At 67.7% G+C, this 18,869-nt stretch carries 12 protein-coding genes; 7 read left to right on the top strand and 5 right to left on the bottom strand.

Going from position 1 to position 18,869, the window contains the following annotated elements:
* Positions 1–74: 74 nt before the first annotated feature.
* The gene (locus tag ACIP5Y_RS33880; protein WP_400356420.1) at positions 75–908 is read right to left on the bottom strand and encodes a hypothetical protein; all 834 of its coding nucleotides are present in this window, start codon (positions 906–908) and stop codon (positions 75–77) included.
* 398 nt (positions 909–1,306) lie between these two features.
* Between ACIP5Y_RS33880 and ACIP5Y_RS33885 the strand changes: the two genes are divergently transcribed.
* From ACIP5Y_RS33885 to ACIP5Y_RS33905, 5 genes are all read left to right on the top strand, one after another.
* The gene (locus ACIP5Y_RS33885) at positions 1,307–4,483 is read left to right on the top strand and encodes a DNA polymerase III subunit gamma and tau (RefSeq protein ID WP_400356422.1); all 3,177 of its coding nucleotides are present in this window, start codon (positions 1,307–1,309) and stop codon (positions 4,481–4,483) included.
* Between the two features lie 255 nt (positions 4,484–4,738).
* A complete protein-coding gene (locus ACIP5Y_RS33890; protein ID WP_400356424.1) occupies positions 4,739–5,950 on the top strand; it encodes an acetyl-CoA C-acetyltransferase in 1,212 nt (403 codons plus the stop codon).
* Positions 5,951–5,987: 37 nt separating this feature from the next.
* Complete coding sequence (locus ACIP5Y_RS33895; RefSeq protein ID WP_400356426.1) at positions 5,988–8,141, top strand: 3-hydroxyacyl-CoA dehydrogenase NAD-binding domain-containing protein; 2,154 nt, start codon at positions 5,988–5,990, stop codon at positions 8,139–8,141.
* 226 nt (positions 8,142–8,367) lie between these two features.
* Positions 8,368–11,952 carry a protein kinase gene (locus ACIP5Y_RS33900; RefSeq protein WP_400356428.1) on the top strand — a complete coding sequence of 1,195 codons (3,585 nt, stop codon included), beginning with the start codon at positions 8,368–8,370 and terminating at the stop codon, positions 11,950–11,952.
* A 213-nt stretch (positions 11,953–12,165) separates the two neighbouring features.
* Positions 12,166–13,581, top strand: a complete 1,416-nt coding sequence (locus ACIP5Y_RS33905; RefSeq protein ID WP_400356430.1) for an alpha/beta hydrolase-fold protein — start codon at positions 12,166–12,168, stop codon at positions 13,579–13,581.
* An 83-nt stretch (positions 13,582–13,664) separates the two neighbouring features.
* On the opposite strand, the gene ACIP5Y_RS33910 is transcribed toward ACIP5Y_RS33905, so the two are convergent.
* Both ACIP5Y_RS33910 and ACIP5Y_RS33915 read right to left on the bottom strand, forming a co-directional pair.
* The gene (locus tag ACIP5Y_RS33910) at positions 13,665–14,981 is read right to left on the bottom strand and encodes a class I SAM-dependent methyltransferase (protein ID WP_400356432.1); all 1,317 of its coding nucleotides are present in this window, start codon (positions 14,979–14,981) and stop codon (positions 13,665–13,667) included.
* A complete protein-coding gene (locus tag ACIP5Y_RS33915) occupies positions 14,978–16,408 on the bottom strand; it encodes an FAD-binding oxidoreductase (protein WP_400356929.1) in 1,431 nt (476 codons plus the stop codon). Before ACIP5Y_RS33915 ends, ACIP5Y_RS33910 begins: the two co-directional genes overlap by 4 nt.
* A 303-nt stretch (positions 16,409–16,711) precedes the next feature.
* Between ACIP5Y_RS33915 and ACIP5Y_RS33920 the strand changes: the two genes are divergently transcribed.
* Positions 16,712–17,146, top strand: coding sequence for an SRPBCC family protein (locus ACIP5Y_RS33920; protein ID WP_400356930.1), 435 nt, complete (start codon positions 16,712–16,714; stop codon positions 17,144–17,146).
* A 115-nt stretch (positions 17,147–17,261) separates the two neighbouring features.
* Here ACIP5Y_RS33920 and ACIP5Y_RS33925 read toward each other — a convergent pair whose 3' ends face one another.
* Positions 17,262–17,609, bottom strand: coding sequence for a VOC family protein (locus ACIP5Y_RS33925; protein ID WP_400356434.1), 348 nt, complete (start codon positions 17,607–17,609; stop codon positions 17,262–17,264).
* Between the two features lie 12 nt (positions 17,610–17,621).
* A complete protein-coding gene (locus ACIP5Y_RS33930; RefSeq protein WP_400356436.1) occupies positions 17,622–18,428 on the bottom strand; it encodes a MerR family transcriptional regulator in 807 nt (268 codons plus the stop codon).
* A gap of 99 nt (positions 18,429–18,527) precedes the next feature.
* Here ACIP5Y_RS33930 and ACIP5Y_RS33935 point away from each other — a divergent pair, with 99 nt between their 5' ends.
* Positions 18,528–18,860, top strand: coding sequence for a YbaB/EbfC family nucleoid-associated protein (locus ACIP5Y_RS33935; protein WP_400356438.1), 333 nt, complete (start codon positions 18,528–18,530; stop codon positions 18,858–18,860).
* Positions 18,861–18,869: the final 9 nt, after the last annotated feature.

An 18,869-nucleotide genomic window follows, 5' to 3' on the forward strand; every position in this document is an offset into this window, starting at 1 on the left:
CGTGGAAGTTACCGAATCCTCACGTTAAGGCGCTGTTACGAAAATATGGTTCCGGATACCTGGCCGTAACAGTTTCAGCTGCGACGATCCCGCCCTTTACGGGCGATCGCCCGCAAACCACGCGGACCGGGTACGGGCAAGCCGTCCTCGAGGGACATCCATTCGGCGATGCTCAGCCACTGCTGCTGCGCCCGCGCATCGGCTGTGTCGTTGAACACTCGCCGGCCGCGATCGTCGCGCAGTTCGTACGCGAGAACGGACCAGCGCGGCGGCCGGGCGTGCTCGGCGACCTGATCCCGCAGATAGGCCGCGACCAGCGTGCCGATGGTGTTCACCGGCCGCAGCGATACCCGGTTTCCGTACCGCGCGGCATGGAAACGCCTTCCGGCACACAGGGATCGGGGCGTCGCGTTGTAGGCGATCCAGCCGGCGCGCTGCGCCCGCTCGATGAGCCACAGATGCTTGATCGCGGTCGGCGGGATATCGCCCACCCGATCGCGGATGAGGTCGATGACCGGTTCCGACAACAGAATGTCGCGGCGCGTCGGCCCGGTGCCGTGTAGTACCCAGTACTCGTCGGTGAGCTTGGCCAGGACCCGGCCGAAATCGTCGATGCTGCGCTGCGCCCGGCGGCCCAGCCGCTCGATGCGCTCGGCCTCGGCGCGCATGTCGTTCTGCACGATGAGGGTCTCGATGGCGGCGAGCGTCGGCACCTGACCGCGCTGCAATAGTTCGAGAATGGCGCTCGCGGTGGCCGGATCGGCCGCGGCCGAGACCGGCAGCGAAGCGCGCTTGATGTCGTAGGTCGCCGGATTGATGGCTCTGGAGAGCAATCCGACCGCGGCATTGTCACCCGCGAATTCGGTGCTGGAGAGCCAGGCTGCGGCGATGTCGTCGTGCGACGGCACTGGGAAGATCCTCCGGAAGATTTGGTTGTGCCCCGGTCGGGATGAGGGACCGGCCGGGGCCACCAACCTGATGAAGGTTTGGCTACCGAAGTTGCCGAGGTCCACGTTAGCCAAACGATTGCGATCTTGCGCTATCGATTGATGGGATCGTTATGTCCGCAATGCGGAGTTGAAACCGAACGCGCGTCAGTAAATGGTGATCTTGGCTGGAGACGGCGTCCGGGTAGGGCTCGCGAGAATCACGCTAAGAATTTGCTGAGACAATTCCCGGGCCTTGAGTTCGGTCCGGTCGGTATCGAACAGGCGCGGAGATTGCATGTGATCTACATCACATAGCTGACGGCTCTGGAGTCGTAGCGCGGCGTCGGACTGTCGGCAGCTCCCGGTACCCTTCTGCCGTGGCTCTGTACCGGAAATACCGACCGGCAACATTCGCTGAAGTGGTGGGGCAGGAGCACGTCACCGAACCCCTGAGCACCGCACTCGATACCGGCCGGATCAGTCATGCATACCTGTTCTCGGGTCCGCGCGGATGCGGCAAGACGTCCTCCGCGCGCATCCTCGCGCGCTCGCTGAACTGTGTGCAGGGCCCGACCTCCACACCGTGCGGCGTGTGCTCGTCCTGTGTGGCCCTCGGCCCGGGCGGGTCCGGCAACCTCGACGTCATCGAACTCGACGCCGCCAGCCACGGTGGCGTCGACGACACCCGCGAACTGCGTGACCGCGCCTTCTACGCGCCCGCCGAGTCGCGCTACCGCGTCTTCATCGTCGACGAGGCGCACATGGTGACCACCGCGGGCTTCAACGCGCTGCTCAAGATCGTCGAGGAGCCGCCCGCCCACCTCATCTTCGTGTTCGCCACCACCGAACCGGACAAGGTCCTCCCGACCATCCGGTCCCGCACCCACCACTACCCCTTCCGGCTGCTGCCGCCCGCCACCATGCGCGGCCTGCTCGGCAAGATCTGCGACCAAGAGGGCGTCCAGGTCGAGGAATCGGTCTATCCCTTGGTGATTCGCGCCGGCGGCGGCTCTCCGCGCGACAGCCTCAGCGTCCTCGACCAGCTGCTCGCGGGCGCCGGCCCCGACGGCGTCACCTACCCCCGCGCGGTCTCCCTCCTCGGCGTCACCGACGTGGCCCTCATCGATGACGCGGTCGGATCCCTCGCAACCGGCGACGGCGCAGCCCTTTTCGGCACCATCGACCGCGTGGTCGAGGCGGGCCACGACCCCCGCCGCTTCGCCACCGACCTCCTCGAGCGCCTCCGCGACCTCATCCTCCTGCGCGCCGTCCCCGACGCCACCGACCGCAACCTGGTCACCGGCCCCGGCGACGTCATCGAGCGCATGCGCGCCCAAGCCGCCTCCCTCGGCCCGGCCACCCTCGCCCGCCACGCCGAACTCCTCCACGAGGGCCTCGGCGATATGCGCGGCGCCACCAACCCCCGCCTCCTCCTCGAGGTAATCGCCGCCCGCATGCTCCTCCCCGCGGCCACCGACACCGAAACCGCCACTCTCCAACGCCTCGAAACCCTCGAACGCCGCCTCGCCGGCGGCGCCCTCCCCGCCGCCCCGGCCGCGCCCCCCGCCCGCCCGGCGGACTCCGCCGCGCCGCGTCCCACGGATTCGCCGGCCGCCCAGCCGTCGAGCCCCCCGGCTCCCGCGGCCGGCGGCCCCTCACGCCGCCGTGGCGCCGAGGCCCTCGCAGCCCTGCGCGCCGAAAAGACCGGCACCCCAACCACTCCCACCCCAGCCGCGGCGCTTCCCGCCCAGGCCCCAGCGGTAGCGCCTGCCGCGTCGGCCCCGGTGCAAACGCCTTCGGCCCCGACGGCGCAACCCGCCGCTCAGGCCCCGACTGCTCCTGCCCCTGCCACGGCGCCCGCTGCTCAGTCGCAGACGGCGTCCGCCCAGGACTCGGCGGCTGCTGCCATGGCAGCGGACGTAGTTGGTTCGGCGCAAACGCCTTCCGCTCCGATCGCCGCTCCTCCGGCGCAGGCTGCGGCCCCCGCCGCCGAGCGGCCTGTTCAGGCGGCTGTACCCCAGCCGGACGCGGTGGCGGCGCCTGCGGTCCGGGCTGCCGCTGCCGAGCCCGCGCCGGCCGCAGCAAGCGCCCCGTCGGCGCCTGCGTCTACTGCGGAAGATGCTGTATCGCAGGCTGATTCGCGTGGTGGTGACACCGCCGTGGCGGCGGAAGCGCGGGACGACAGCGTGCCCGATGCCGGGGATACCGCGCGGCCGGCGGCGGTCCGGCCGCCCGAGATGAATGCGGTGCGCGTTCCGGTGGCCGAATCTCCCGGCGCGCAGCCGGAATCCGCCGCGCAAGCGGCGACAGTAGCCGCGCCGGGGCAGGGCTCCGAGGCTCAGCCCGTTGCCGAACTGTCCGATCCGGCAGGGCAGAGCGAGGTGGCCCTTCCGATCTCTGCGCCCGATGAACCGGTCGCGCAGGAGGTTTCCGGCGCGGTCGATGCTGCCGCTGCACCTGCCCATCCCGCCGAACGCGCGGCGGCCCAGCGAGCTTCCGTTGAAGGCGCGGATGAGGCTGCGGCGATCTCGGAGCCGACGGAGGCTGGTTCTCAGCAGCGCGTTGCCGCCACAGCTCCTGCCGCCATGGCGTTCGAAGCCTCCGGTGGGGTTGATTCTGAGGCTGCGGCAGCGGAATTCGAGCAGGTCGACGTATCCGGCGCGGGCGAGGTGCCCGAATCCGGTGCTGCGGCTGTCTCTCCCGTGGGTGGGAGCGAGGATGTGTTGCGGGAGATCGAGGCTGCCTGGGCTGATATTCGGGCCAAGGTGCGGGAGTTCGGTGCTGCGGTGCAGGCCTTGTTGTCGGGGGCCTCGGTGGTGCGGGTGGAGGGGGAGACGATTGTCTTCGCGCATCAGCATGCGCCGTTGGCGCAGCGGCTTTCGCAGCCGAAGAACCTGGATGCGGTGCGGTCGGCCGTCAAGGCCGTGCTGGGGCGCGAACACGATGTGAAGTGGGAAGTCGGGGGTGCGCCGCAGGCCGCCGCCGCGCCGCCGGCGGGTGGGGGCGGGACGGCTCCGGCGGGGGCGAAGACCGCGGAGAAGAAGACCGCGCCGAAGTTCTCGCGGCCCAGCCAGGCCAAGACCGCCACGGCGGCGGGGCCGGCGGCAGCGACCGCCATGGGTGCGGACGATTGGGGGACGACGCCTACCGCCGGTGCGAGCACCGCCGGGGCGGCAGTGATCGCACCCGCCGTCGCGGATAGTGGTTCGGCGGGTGGAGTCGCCATTGTGCGGAAGAGCGCGAGCGCGGGCGGCGGGGTGGCCGCGCCCGAGGCGGATCCGTGGGCCGGGGGGAATGGGTCGAGTGACCGGTTCGCGCCGCCGGAGGACGATATTCCGCTACCCGACGGGCCGGACCTTCCGGATGACCCCGGGCCTACCGACTACTCGCCAGTAGGTTATGACGGCGTCCCACCTGCGACTACGCCGGAGGAGGAAGAGGAGATGCTGAAGGAATCGTCGCTCCCGGTGCCCCCCGGCGAGCGCCGCGACCCCGATGAGGTGGCGTTGGATCTGCTGCGGTCGGAGTTGGGGGCCACACCTCTGGAGGGTTGACAGTTCCCCTGTGAGGCACATTAAGTTAACCGGAGTTCGCATCCGGCGGTACTATGATCGGGTGGCCGTGAGTATCGGTTTCGCGAGGTTCTAAGGTATGCCCAGGCAAAGGGACTACCGGAGCGTCAACAAGCCTGCTCGTGACGCTGTTTGTACAGCGTCAGGACGGCCGGTCTCCGGACTGGCCGGCGAGGTTACGAGCGGCCGCTCCGCACAACGCGGTGTCGGCGCACCTTAAGAGAGGACAACTCGGATATGACCACTGAGGCCTACATTTACGAGGCCATCCGCACTCCGCGCGGCCGTAACCGGAAGGGCTCGCTGCACTCGGTCAAGCCGATCGACCTGACCACCGGTCTGGTCGCGGAGCTGCGTAACCGGTTCCCGAACCTGGACGAGGACCGCATCTCGGACATCATCCTCGGCGTCGTCTCGCCGGTTGGTGATCAGGGTGCCGATATCGCCCGTACCACCGTTCTCACCGCGGGTCTGCCCGACACCGTCGGCGGCGTTCAGATCAACCGCTTCTGCGCCTCCGGCCTGGAGGCCGTCAACCTGGCCGCCCAGAAGGTCCGCTCCGGCTTCGACGACCTGGTCCTGGCCGGTGGCGTCGAGTCCATGTCCCGCGTGCCGATGGGCTCCGACGGCGGCGCCATGTTCATGGATCCGTGGACCAGCTACAACGCTTACATTGTGCCGCAGGGCATTTCGGCCGACCTGATCGCCACCATCGAGGGCTTCACCCGCGACGACGTGGACGCCTACGCCGTGCGCTCGCAGGACCTGGCCGCCAAGTCCTGGGACAACGGTTACTTCTCCCGCTCGGTCGTCCCGGTCAAGGACATCAACGGCCTGACCATCCTGGACAACGACGAGCACCTGCGCCGCGGCACCACCGCCGCCGACCTGGGCAAGCTGAACCCGGCCTTCGCCGGCATCGGCGACATGGGCGGTTTCGACGCCGTCGCCCAGCAGCGCTACACCTACGTCGAGAAGATCGACCACGTGCACACCGGCGGTAACTCCTCCGGCATCGTCGACGGCGCCGCGCTGGTGCTGGTCGGCTCCGAAGAGGCCGGCGCCGCTTCGGGTCTGACCCCGCGCGCCCGCGTTGTCGCGACCGCCACCTCCGGCGCCGACGCCACCATCATGCTGACCGGTCCGACCCCGGCCGCGCACAAGGCGCTCGCCAAGGCGGGCCTGACCGTCGACGACATCGACCTGTTCGAGATCAACGAGGCCTTCGCCTCCGTCGTGCTGAAGTTCCAGAAGGATCTGCAGATCCCCGACGAGAAGCTGAACGTCAATGGCGGCGCCATCGCTCTGGGTCACCCGCTGGGCGCCACCGGCGCCATGATCACCGGCACCATGATCGACGAGCTGCACCGCCGCAACGCGCGGTACGCGCTGGTCACCCTGTGCATCGGCGGCGGCATGGGTGTCGCCACCATCATCGAGCGCGTCTGACGCCCACCGACTTTCGTCATCAGGAGACTCAAAAACAATGACCGAGAACATGATCGGCTGGGACAAGGACGCCGACGGTATCGTCGTGCTGACCATGGATGACCCGAACCAGGGCGCCAACACCATGAACCAGCTCTACAAGGACTCCATGCGAGCCACTGTGGACCGCCTGGTGGCCGAGAAGGACGACATCACCGGTGTCGTCATCACCTCCGCGAAGAAGACCTTCTTCGCCGGCGGCGACCTCAAGAACATGATGCAGACCACCCCGGCGGACGCCGCGGCCATCATGGAAGAGCTCACCTTCATCAAGAGCGACCTGCGTCGCCTGGAAACCCTTGGCAAGCCGGTGGTTTCGGCCATCAACGGCGCTGCCCTGGGCGGTGGCCTGGAGATCACCCTGGCCACCCACCACCGCATCGCGGCCGACATCAAGGCCGTGCAGCTGGGCCTGCCCGAGGTCTCCCTCGGCCTGCTCCCCGCCGGTGGCGGCGTCACCCGCATCACCCGCCTGCTCGGCATCGCGAACGGCCTGATGGGTGTGCTGCTGCAGGGCAACAAGTTCACCGCGCAGAAGGCGAAGGCCACCGGCCTGATCCACGAGGTCGTGGCTTCGGTCGAGGAGCTGGTCCCGGCCGCCAAGGCGTGGATCAAGGCCAACCCCGAGGGCGGCGTGCAGCCGTGGGACGTCAAGGGCTACAAGATCCCGGGCGGCACCCCCACCACCCCGGCCCTGGCCGCCAACCTCCCGGCCTTCCCGGCCAACCTGCGCAAGCAGCTCAAGGGCCAGAACATGCCGGCCCCCAAGGCCATCATGGCGGCCGCGGTCGAGGGCGCGCAGGTCGATTTCGACAATGCGTCGCTGATCGAGTCCCGCTACTTCGTCTCGCTGCTGACCGGCCCGGTCGCGAAGAACATGATCCAGGCGTTCTTCTTCGACCTGCAGCACATCAACAACGGCGGCTCCCGCCCGAAGGATGTGCCGAAGCGTGAGATCAAGAAGATCGGCGTGCTGGGCGCGGGCATGATGGGCGCGGGCATCGCGTACGTCTCCGCCAAGGCCGGCTTCGAGGTCGTGCTGAAGGACGTCACCATCGAGGCGGCCGAGAAGGGCAAGAACTACTCGGAGAAGCTCGAGGAGAAGGCGCTCTCGCGCGGCAAGACCACCGCGGAGAAGTCGGCCGCGCTGCTGGCCAAGATCCACCCGACCGCCGATCCCGAGGACTTCGCGGGCGTCGACTTCGTGATCGAGGCCGTGTTCGAGAACCCGGAGCTCAAGGCGAAGGTCTTCGGCGAGATCGAGGACATCGTGGACGCCGACGCGCTGCTCGGTTCCAACACCTCGACCCTGCCCATCACCCTGCTGGCCAACGGCGTGAAGCGGACCGAGGACTTCATCGGCATCCACTTCTTCTCCCCGGTCGACAAGATGCCGCTGGTCGAGATCATCAAGGGTGAGAAGACCTCCGACGAGGCGCTGGCCCGGGTGTACGACTACACCCTCGCGATCCGCAAGACCCCGATCGTGGTCAACGACAGCCGCGGCTTCTACACCTCGCGCGTGATCGGCAAGTTCATCAACGAGGCCATCATGATGCTCGGTGAGGGCATCGACCCGCAGACCATCGAGCAGGCCGGTCTGCAGGCGGGCTACCCGGCGGCGCCGCTGAAGCTGTCGGACGAGCTGAACTTCACCACCATGCAGAAGATCTACAAGGAGACCGCCGAGGCGATCACCGCCGCCGGCGGTTCGATCGACGCCGCCTCGGGCGAGACCGCGAAGATCCTCGACAAGATGGTGGGCGAGTTCGACCGCAAGGGCAAGGCGGGCGGCGCCGGCTTCTACGACTACGCCGACGGCAAGGCCACCGGCCTGTGGTCGGAGCTGCGCTCCACCTTCAAGACCTCCACCGAGCTGCCCGCGGGCGTCTCGCTGCAGGACCTGAAGGACCGCATGCTGTTCGCGGAGGCCATCGAGACCCAGAAGTGCTTCGACGAGAACGTGCTGACGTCGACCGCCGACGCCAACATCGGCTCGATCTTCGGCATCGGTTTCCCGGCCTGGACCGGTGGCACCCACCAGTTCATCGTGGGCTACCCGGGCGGGCAGGAGGCCTTCGTGGCCCGTGCCGACGAGCTGGCCGCGAAGTTCGGCGAGCGCTTCGAGGTTCCGGCCTCGCTGCGTAAGTAAGGGAGCTGCGGGCGCATTTGCGCCACAGTCCCGATGTTTCGGTTCGGCCCGGATCGCGTTCCTCGCGGTCCGGGCCGTACCCGTTTCGGGCCTGGATGTCATCCGGACCGGTTGCCGCTTTTGTACCTTGTCGAAATCTCCCCAGGCTGCTATCTGCCGCGCTACGTTTGAAATATGCGCGGATGAAGCGTGAGCACGCGCTCGTTTCAGTGCGAGGTGGTGGGAGATGAGTCCACAGGCGCGTCCGGGAGATTCCCGGAACGATTCGACCCCTCCCGAAGACTCCACCCAGACCTACCTTCCGGTGCGGATCATCGACGAGCTCGAGGCCATGGGCCTCGTCGAGGCGGAGGAGATCGGGCGGGGCGGGTTCGGGGTCGTGTACCGCTGTGCCCAAAGGGTTCTGGACCGCATCGTCGCGGTGAAGGTGCTGTCCACCGAGATAGACGACGAAAGCCGCGAACGGTTCCTGCGCGAGGAACACGCCATGGGCCGGCTCTCCGGGCATCCGAACATCGTGGACATCCTGCAGGTGGATGTGACGCCCAGCGGGCGGCCCTACATCGTGATGCCGTATGCCACGCACGGCTCGCTGGAACAGCTGGTCCGCGAGAACGGCCCACTGACCTGGGCGGATTCCCTGCGGGTCGGGGTCAAGCTGGCGGGCGCCATCGAGACCGCGCACCGCGCCCAGGTCCTGCACCGGGATGTGAAACCGGCGAACGTGCTGCTCAGCCGGTACGGGGAGCCGCAGCTCACGGATTTCGGAATCGCCCGCATCCCAGGCGGATTCCGCACCTCGACCAGCCTCATCACGGGCTCTCCGGCGTTCACCGCGCCGGAGGTGCTCAAGGGTGACGAGCCGACCGTGCGCTCGGATGTGTACGGTCTCGGCTCGACCTTGTTCGCGCTGCTGACCGGTCATGCGGCCTTCGAGCGGCAGTCGGGGGAGAAGATCGTCGCGCAGTTCCTGCGCATCACCAGCCAGCCGGTGCCGGATCTGCGGGAGCTGGAGATTCCGCCCGACGTGGCCGGCGCCATCGAGGCCGCCATGGCGCCGGAGCCGCGGGATCGCCCGGAATCGGCGGTGGAGTTCGGTGAGCTGCTGCGCGCCGTGCAGAGCGAGCACGGGCAGGTGCCGGACGAAATGGCGCTGCTGGCCGCCGATCCCGTCGGGGGCCAGATGGACATCACTGTGTCGCAGCACAATTCGCGGCGCACCATAGCGAACAGGCCGCGCACCCGCTCGCTGACCTTCCGCTCGCCGGTGTCACCGAGCGCCGCGCTCCAGCCGCCGGGCAATACGCTGCCGCCCACGGCCACAACGAAATTCCAGCCACCCAGCCCGGCCCGCGAGCCGGTGCCGCGGCCGCGACTGCTGGATACGCTGCGGTACGGCGGGAAACGCCGGCTGGCCGTGATCCACGGTCCGGCGGGCTTCGGCAAGAGCACCCTCGCGGCGCAGTGGTGTGCCGAACTGACCGATCGCGGAACGGCGGTCGCCTGGATCGCCATCGATCACGACGACGACAACGAGGTGTGGCTGCTCGCCCACATCATCGCCGCCATCCGGCGGGTGCGGCCGGAGCTCGGCGCCGGGCTGGAACAGATATTGGAGGAGCGGCCCGCCGAGGCGGTCCCGTACGCGGTGACCGCGCTCATCGACGAGGTGCACGCGGGGGACAAGAGCATCGTGGTGGTGGTCGACGATTGGCATCGCATCACCGATTCCGGGGCGCATCGGGTGATGGAGTCCCTCCTCGACAACTGCTGCCACCATTTGCGTTTCGTGATCACCAGCCGGGAACGGGCGGGCCTGCCGTTGAGCCGCATGCAGGTGGCCGACGAGCTGGTGGAGATCGGTTCCGCCCCATTGCGCCTGACCGCGGCGGAGACCCGGCAGATCCTGGTGGACCGGATGGGCCTGGCGCTGACCGATCAGCAGGTGGAGCAGATTCACACCGCCACCGACGGCTGGCCCGCCGCGATCCAGCTGGCCGGGTTGTCGCTGCGCGCATCCGATCACGACGCGGAGAAGCTGATCGCGCGACTCTCCGGTGACAACAAGGCGATTCGCGAATACCTGGCCGAGAACGTGCTGGACGGGCTGGAACCGCGGATGCTGGACTTCCTGACCGCCATCGCGGTGCCCGAACGGGTGAACGCCTCATTGGCCGAAGCCCTCACCGGCGACCGTGAGGCGGCGGAACTGCTGGACCAGGCCGAGCAGCGAGAACTGTTCGTGCACCGGACTTCCGACGAATCCAGCTGGTATCGGATGCAGCCCATGGTGGCCGAGCATCTGCGCGCCCGGCTGGATCGCGCGCAGCCCGCGCAGCTGAAGGCCCTGCACCGCAAGGCCTCCCGGTGGTTCGCCGAACATCAGCAGATCCGGCAGTCGGTGGATCACGCGCTGGCCGCCACCGATTTCAAATACGCGCTGGACCTGGTCGAGAACGGTGGCATGGATCTCATCGACCGGTCCCGGCTGGCGACATTGTTCGGGACGGTGTCGAAACTGCCGGTGCAGCAGGTGGCTTCGCGCTCCAAGTTATTGATGGCGCTGGCGCGCGCGAATGTGAACCTGCAGCAGTCGGGTGCGGCCCGCAGCGCGCTGGGCCGGTTGTCGAACATGCTGGCCCGTAGTTCGCCGACCGATGCCGAGGCGGTGAACCAGCGCTGTCAGGCCGCGGTGCTGGCGGCCGCCGATCAGGTGGCGCGGGATCGCACCGAGGGGGTGCTGGATCGCCTCACCGACTGTCTGCGGCTGGCCGATGAGCTGCCGGCGTGGACGGTGTCGACCGCCGCGAATCTGACGTCGTTCGTGCGGTTGTGCGAGTTCGATTTCGAGGGCGCGCGGGAGATGCAGGAGTGGGCCGCGCCGTATCACCAGCGGTCGGCGGATCCGCTGGGCGAGGTGTTCGGGTTGTGTGCCCAGGGCGCGGCCGCCTACGAGCAGCTCGAGATAGCGGCCGCCACGCGATATTTCGAGCAGGCGTGGCAGACGGCCCGGGATCGTGCGGGGTCGCGCTCGCATTCGGTGCGGGTGGCGGCGGCGCTGCTCGGCGAGGTGGCCTATCGTCGCGGTGACCTGGATACCGCGGAGGCGCTGCTGGATCAGAGTCACGATATGACGGCCCGCGTGGGCCCGGTCGATTTCCTGGTGACCATCTTCGTCACGGGTGCGCGGGTGAAGGCGGTGCACGGCGATCTGGAGACCGCGGGCGCCCGCCTGGACGAGGGGGCGCGGATCGCCGCGGAGCGCAAGCTGACCCGGCTGGCCGCGCACGTGCGGGCCGAACGCCTGCGGCTGGGCCTGCCGTCCGATGCGCTGACCGCCGGGCTGGTCACCGATCCCATGGTGCGGGCGCAGCGGCATGCGACGGGTGCGGCGGCGCTGGCGGCGGAGGCCGAGGAGATAGCCACCATCCGGGCGCTGCTGGCGCGGCATTACCGCGGTGACGATCGCGGTTACGACGATCTCGCGCCGCTGGGCACCGATGACACCGCGGTGAAGCGGGCGCGGGCGCTGTTCGGCCGCATTCGCGAGCAGCATCGGCCGCGGGCCGAACTCGATTCCGCCTTGCTGCTGGCGGAGTGCCTGTCGGCGGCGGGCTGGCTGGGTGAGTCGATCGGCACGCTGTCGCCGGTGGTGGTGCGTTGTGCCGAATTGGGCTGGCGGCGGCCGCTGTTGGACGCTGGTCCAGGGGTGCTGAACATTCTGCGAACACTGCGCCACGAGATGCCGCTGGGCGCCGGGGGGCCCGGGGAGGACGAGGCACCGCGCGCTTTCCTCGAATCGCTGCTTTGACCAGCGCCGGGACGGCGGCGGGACTATGCTGGGCGCACGTCCGATCCGCCGGCCCGAGGGTCCGGTCGGCTACGTGGATGTTGCCGTTGTATTACGTAACCAGCCGGCATGGAGCTTATTCACAGGGTTTCTCGAGGATTGGTGTCGAGAATCGCCGACGTGCCTGTGACGTCGATGCTGCAATCTCCTCCCGTGGTGCCACCGGCACCTCAAATGCCTGCGCAGACCCAGGTCGGGTACCCGGGCTTCCACCATGGCATTTCGCTACTTCACGGCTGGCTGCCGCAGGTCATCACCTTCGTGGCGGTTTTCCTGCTGATCGTGGCCTTCGCGCGGTTCACCCGGCGCTGGTGGCTGCTGTGGGTGCCGATCTGTCTGGTGATCGCGGTCGGAATTGCCTGGGCGTCCTGGATCTACACCAATAACCAAGGCCTCGCGTCGGATCCGGCGCCGGTCCTCTTGTGGATCACCATCGGCATGGCCGGCGCGGTACTGGCCGCCGCCGTGCTCGGTATCCGCACCGGACGCTGGTGGCAGCGTACGGCGGCCATCCTGGCCGTGCCGGTGGCGCTGCTGAACGTCGGTGTGGTGCTGAACCAGTGGGTCGGCTACTACCCGACCGCGAATGCCGCGTGGGACGCGCTGACGGCCGAACCGCTGCCGCATCAGACCAGCCTGGCCTCGCTGACCTCGCTGCGGAACACGAATGTGGATACCGGCAGGATCGTGCCGGTGGACATCCCGGAGTCGGGCAGCCACTTCAATCACCGCACCGAGTACGTGTACCTGCCGCCGGCCTGGTTCCAGGGCGCCAACCCGCCCACGCTGCCGGTGATCATGATGATCGGCGGCGAGTTCAACACTCCCGCGGACTGGGTGCGCAGCGGTCAGATCATGCCGACCGTGGACAACTTCGCGAAGTCCAACAACGGTCAGGCGCCCATCATGGTGTTCGTCGACTCCGGCGGCAGCTTCAACAATGACACCGAATGCGTGAACGGCCCGCGCGGCGACGCCGCCGACCATCTCACCAAGGATGTGCCTTCGTACGTCGAGTCCACCTTCGGCGCGTCCTCGGACCCGGCCAAGTGGGGCATCGTCGGCTGGTCCATGGGCGGCACCTGCGCGGTGGATCTGGCGGTCATGCATCCGGACCTGTTCGGCACCTTCGTGGACATCGCGGGCGATCTGGGCCCCGACGCCGGCAACAAGCAGCAGACCGTCGCCCGCCTCTTCGGCGGTAGCGAGGCGGCGTGGGCCAGCTACGACCCCACCACCGTCATGCAGAAGCACGGCCCGTACACGGACACGGTCGGCCTCTTCGACGATCTGACTCCGCCCGCGTGGCAGAAGAAGATGATCTCCGACCCGAACGTGAAGAAGATGCTGCAGCAGGCCCAGCCGAGCGAGAGCACCGTCGGCATGGGCGGCCGGGACGGCTTCGGTGACACCGGTGAGGTCGGCGCGGCCGAATCCCTGTGCGCCGAAGGCCAGAAGGTCAATATCAACTGCACGGTCCACACCACCGAAGGCGGCCACACCTGGCAGTTCGCCGCGGCGGCATTCACCTCTTCGCTCCCGTGGATGACCGCCCGGCTCGGCATCCCGGTGCAGGGCATGTCGTCCTGATTCAGGGCTCAGGGACGACATAAAGGCGGCGGCGCGGAAGGGAATCCGCGCCGCCGCCTTGCTTATTCGGGTTTCAGGGGTTGTTATGCGTTCCACCAAGGCCGCAGCGGCACCGTCCAGGCGCTGTCCGGGCCGAGCTTGACGCCCAGCACCTGGTGCAGCTGAACGACATTGCGTTCGAAGCCGAGCTGGCAGCCGGCCATGTACAGGCCCCACACCTTGGCGGTGCCCTCGCCGACCTCGTCGACGGCGGCGTCCCAGTTCTTGACCAGGTTGTCGCACCATTCGGCGAGGGTGAGCGCGTAGTGGTAGCGCAGGTTCTCCTCGTGCATCACCTCGAGGCCCACGTTCTGGGCCTCGCTGATGATGCGGCCGGACCCGGCCAGCTCACCGTCGGGGAACACGTAGCGGTCGATGAAGTCGCCCGCCTTGGTGATTCGCGTGTTGTCCGGCCGGGTGATGGAGTGGTTGAGGAACAGCCCGCCGACCTTCAGCTTCGACTTGATGAACTCGAAGTAGGCCGGGTAGTTGGCGACGCCGATGTGCTCGGTGAGCCCGATGGAGGACACCGCGTCGAAGCCGCTCTCGCGGATGTCGCGGTAGTCGGAGTGGCGGACCTCGGCGAGCTCGGCGAGCCCTTCCTCGGCGATCTTGGCCTGCGCCCATTCGGCCTGTTCGGCCGAGAGGGTGGCGCCGATGACCTTGACGCCGCGCTTGGCGGCGAACCGCACCATGCCGCCCCAGCCGCAGCCGATGTCGAGCAGGCGGTCGCCGGCCTTCAGGTTCAGCTTCTCGAAGACCAGGCGGTACTTGTTCTCCTGGGCCTCTTCCAGGGTCCAGTCGGTGTCCCCGTAGGCGGCGCAGGTGTAGGTCATGGACGGGCCCAGCACGTATTCGTAGAACGTGTTGGATACGTCGTAGTGGTGGTGGATGGCCTCGGCGTCGCGAGTCTTGCTGTGCCGCAGCCCTTCCAGGGCGATGCGGCGCCAGCGCGGCATGGCCTCCTGCGGCGGCGGCGCGACCGGCTTGAGCAGGTCCCAGCCGAGCGAGCGCGCGATGACCACGAGCTGCAGGGCGGTGGGGCGGCGGAACTTCATGCCCGCCATGGCCTTCAGCAGTTCGTACGGGTCGCCGGGGTGGACGCCGTGCGCGGTCAGGTCGCCGGCGATGTAGGCGCGGGCCATACCGAGATCGCCGGGTGCGGTGGCGATGTAGTTGACGCCGCGCGGCGTCTTGATCTCCAGGCCGAAATCCGAGTCCTGGGGTCCGGTTGTGCTGCCGTCATATGCGGTGATCTTGAGCGGCACGGGCCCGTCGATGAGGGTCTCGAAGATCTCGGCAATGCTGAGTTTTGTTCCGAGTTCTGTGAATACGTCGGAACGATCTTTGAACGTGGTCACTTGCGTTGCACCGCCTTCGAATACAGATCCAGTAAGCGAGAGTCCGGGTCGTAGTGTTGCTTGAGCTCGGCGTAGGTGTCGCCGCCGTAGTACAGGTCGGCGAATTCATCCTTGCCGTAGTACGCGTCCGAATACAGCGATTTGTGACCGTCCAGTTTGGAGACCTGCAGTTCGATGGCGCGGTTCGCCACGCCCTCGCCCTGTCCCGGGACGGTCGGCACGGCCGACCAGAAACCGACGTTCACATACGTGCGGTCCGGTTCCAGCGGATACAGCGGCCACGGCCGCTCCCCGCCGGTGTCGCGCAATCGCAACGGGCACAACCAGATCGGCTCGATCGGAATCTCGCGCAGGAACCACTCCAGGAAATCGGCGGTGCGCTCGATGGGCACCTCGACGTCCTGCACGACCCGTTCCTGCGGCGGATTGCCCTTGCGGGCCTCCAGTTTGTCGCCGATGTGGTACTTGTGATCCAGCGCGATCAGCTTCCAGTAGAAGCTGCTGCGCAGATACTGTTTCGGCCAGAACCGCCGGATGCTCGGATTCTGTGCGCCGAAAGCCCGTGAGCACCAGAACCAATCGGTATCCCAGCGCCACAGGTAGTCCGCGATGGTGAGCCGGTCCCGCTTCGGTTCCTTCGAATCGTGCTGGATCGACCGGTAGAAGATGTTCTCGTCGGTGTAGTCGCTGACCGGTCCCGGCTCGTCGGTCTGCCGTCCCACCGTCAGGTAGCTCTCGTCGGCGGTGAACACCACGCCGTCGAGGTAGTCGACCTGCTCGCCCGCGTAGGCGCGGTCGGCGATGATCCGGGCCATAGTGGCCTCGAGCTCGCGCAGATCGTGAAAACGTATGTGCCGCAAGGCGACATAGGGCTGTACGGTTTCGAGCTCGATCTTCAGCCGGGTGGAGTAGCCGAGCGTGCCGTAGGAGTTGGGGAAGCCGCGGAACAGGTCCGAGTGCGCGCCGTCGCGGGTGGCGGTGATGATCTCACCGGCGCCGGTCAGCACGTCGATCTCCAGCACCGACTCGTGCGGCAGGCCGTTGCGGAACGAGGTGGATTCGATGCCCAGCCCGGTGACCGCACCGCCCAGGGTGATGGTCTTGAGCTGCGGCACCACCAGCGGCGCCAGCCCGTAGCGGAGGGTGGTGGCGACCAGGTCCTCGTAGGTGGTCATGCCCGCCACGTCGGCGGTGCGCGCTCCGGGGTCGACCTTGATGACCTGCGTCAATCCGGACACGTCCAGTCCGGGTGCGGGGTTCTTGGCGCGCGCACGGAACAGATTCGAGGTCTTCTTGGCCAATCGCACGTTGGCATCCCGTGGGATGGCGCGGTACGAGGCCAGGAGGCGGTCGACTCCGGCTCGGTGCGCGGCGAACCCTGATTCCTGTGCGGCCGGTGCGCGGCCGGCCTTCCCCAACAGACTCACTGCCACCTCGGAAACCTATCGTGCACCGACCGGTACGGCCAGCAGGGGAACCCCGGCGGGGCGGGTTTTCACTCATAGTTTGCATACCAGTCGAAGGGTGCTACCAGCCGCGCTTCGTGGTTATTCCCGCCCGAATCGTGACGATTGTTACGTTAGCTAACGGTTTGATGACCGTTGCGCCGCCGCCATTCCACATTCGACCAGGTGTGAAACCGGATACCGACTGATCCGGAGAGCCCGAAATCGGGCGTAGCATGACCGGGCGGCAACAGGGAAGCCCGTGCAATCAGTAAGGAGCACATGGTGGGACAGGTCAGCGCCTCCAGTTCGATCGTCGTCACGGCCGATCCGAAGCGCACCCTCGAAGCGATCGCGGACTACGAGACGGTGCGCCCGCGCATCCTCTCCCCGCACTACCGCGACTACAAGGTGGTCGAGGGCGGCAAGGGCGCCGGCACGGTTGCCGAATGGACGCTGCAGGCCACCGAGAAGCGCTCCCGCAATGTGCGCGCCGCCGTCACCGTCTCCGATTCCATGGTGACGGAACGCGATTCGAACTCCTCCATGGTCACCACCTGGACCGTCACCCCCTCCGGCAGCGGCTCCCTCGTCACCGTGCGCACCAGCTGGAAGGGCGCCGGCGGCATCGGCGGCATCTTCGAAGGCATCTTCGCCCCCCTCGGCCTGAAGAAGATCCAGGCCGAGGTGCTGCAGAACTTGAAGCGGGAGCTGGCCTAGCCCTTGGGCCGCTGTTGGAGGCCCGTAACCAAGCCAGTTGGCTGACGAGCCGGCATAGAAGATCCAGGCCGAGGTGCTGGAGAACCTCAAGAAGGAACTCGCTTAAGCCGCTGGGCTAGTCACCAGCGATATCGAAGAGGTTGCCCTCCGGATCGGCGAATGTCGTCCACACGACGCCGTATTCGTCGAAGTCGCCGATGTGCTTGGCGCCGAGGGCAACCGCGCGTTCCCGCTGACCGGGCAGATCATCGGTGTGCAGATCCAGGTGCACGACGTTCTTGCCCGGGGTCTTGTCCCCGACCTGAATGAACATGAGCGTCGGGCCGTTCCCGCCGCGGCCGACGGTGGCGAAGAAGGCATTCGCCTCCGGATCCACCGGGCGTTCCAGTAGCTGCGCCCAGAAGCCGGCCAGCTCGGCGGCATCCGCGCAATCGAAGGTGATGTTGGCGATGTCGAGTGCCATGTCGTATCCCTTTCAGAGCCGGCCGATCGGCCAGCAGACCTCGGTGCGGTAGTCGGCCGGCTCGGCATCGCCGGGTCCGACCAGGTAGCGCTCGCGGATCGGTTCCGCGAGCGCGGTGTCGTGTTCGGCCACATGGCTGCCCAGGGCGCCGTAGGTGCGGTCGAAATCGGTGAACGGGCCCGCATGCACCGCGATGGCGAAGCGGCGGGCGGGCAGGTCGATCACGGAAGTGCCGAAGCGTTCCCGGTGGCGTTCGTCGATCGGCACGAAGGCGACCACCTCACCCGTGTCGTCCTCGAAGAACCCGGACGCGTAGCTGGCCCCGCCGGGCCCCGCGGGCGCGATATTCGCGGCGGCGAGCGTCTCGTACAGCGTGCCGAAACTGCTCTCGCACCAGACCTCGATCGCGTTCCGGGTCACCACATCGCTGATCGCCAGCACGGGATGGCTCGGGATGGAACGGTATTCGACGCTGATGCGGTGCGACGGCAACAGCAGTGCCTTCAGCGACGCCACCACATCCCGCGTGCGGGTGAGTTCGGCTTCCATCCGGTCCAGATGCGCCCGCAATGCCGCATCCCGCGCCGCTTGGCTGGGTGCGCGCAGCACCTCCCGGATCTCCGGCAGCGGCATGTTGAGTTCCCGCAGCCGCCGGATCAGATGCGCCTGATCCACCTGATCGGTCGAGTAGAACCGGTAGCCGGAGCTCGGGTCCACCGAGACCGGTTCCAGCAGTTCGACCTCGTGGTAGTACCGCAGCGTCTTCACCGTGAGGTACGTGAGCCGGGAGAACTCACCGATGGGAACGGTTGCCGTCATGCCCTAAGCGAACACTCTCCAGTGACGGGAGAGTCAAGAAACGCCGTGGGCGGCGGCGACTAGGCTGGTCGGTAATCGTCCCCGCAGAGAGGAATCCCCGTGCAGCCCGGTGGAGAGTTCGATATCCAGCAGTTGATGGCCCAGGCCCAGCAGATGCAGCAGGCCGTCATGGCCGCGCAGCAGGAGATCGCGGAGTCCGAGGTGGACGGCGAGGCGGGCGGCGGTCTGGTGCGCGCCAAGATCCGTGCCACGGGTGAGGTGCTGTCGCTGACCATCGATCCCAAGGTGGTGGATCCCGAGGATGTGGAGACGCTGCAGGATCTGGTGATCGGTGCGCTCAATGACGCCATGAACAATGCGCAGGCGCTGGCCGCGGAACGTCTGGGACCGCTCGCGGGCGGCCTCGGCGGCGGCGCGCTCCCCGGTTTCTGAGGGTAGGGG

Origin of the sequence: Nocardia sp. NPDC088792 (assembly GCF_044750615.1) — a bacterium.
Taxonomy (GTDB): Bacteria; Actinomycetota; Actinomycetes; order Mycobacteriales; family Mycobacteriaceae; genus Nocardia.

Bases quoted from the DNA above. Each gene is read 5' to 3' on its own strand.
- ACIP5Y_RS33890 (WP_400356424.1), top strand. From the start codon at position 4,739: ATGACCACTGAGGCCTACATTTACGAGGCCATCCGCACTCCGCGCGGC.
- ACIP5Y_RS33895 (WP_400356426.1), top strand. From the start codon at position 5,988: ATGACCGAGAACATGATCGGCTGGGACAAGGACGCCGACGGTATCGTC.
- ACIP5Y_RS33900 (WP_400356428.1), top strand. From the start codon at position 8,368: ATGAGTCCACAGGCGCGTCCGGGAGATTCCCGGAACGATTCGACCCCT.
- ACIP5Y_RS33905 (WP_400356430.1), top strand. From the start codon at position 12,166: ATGCCTGCGCAGACCCAGGTCGGGTACCCGGGCTTCCACCATGGCATT.
- ACIP5Y_RS33925 (WP_400356434.1), bottom strand. From the start codon at position 17,609: ATGGCACTCGACATCGCCAACATCACCTTCGATTGCGCGGATGCCGCC.
- ACIP5Y_RS33930 (WP_400356436.1), bottom strand. From the start codon at position 18,428: ATGACGGCAACCGTTCCCATCGGTGAGTTCTCCCGGCTCACGTACCTC.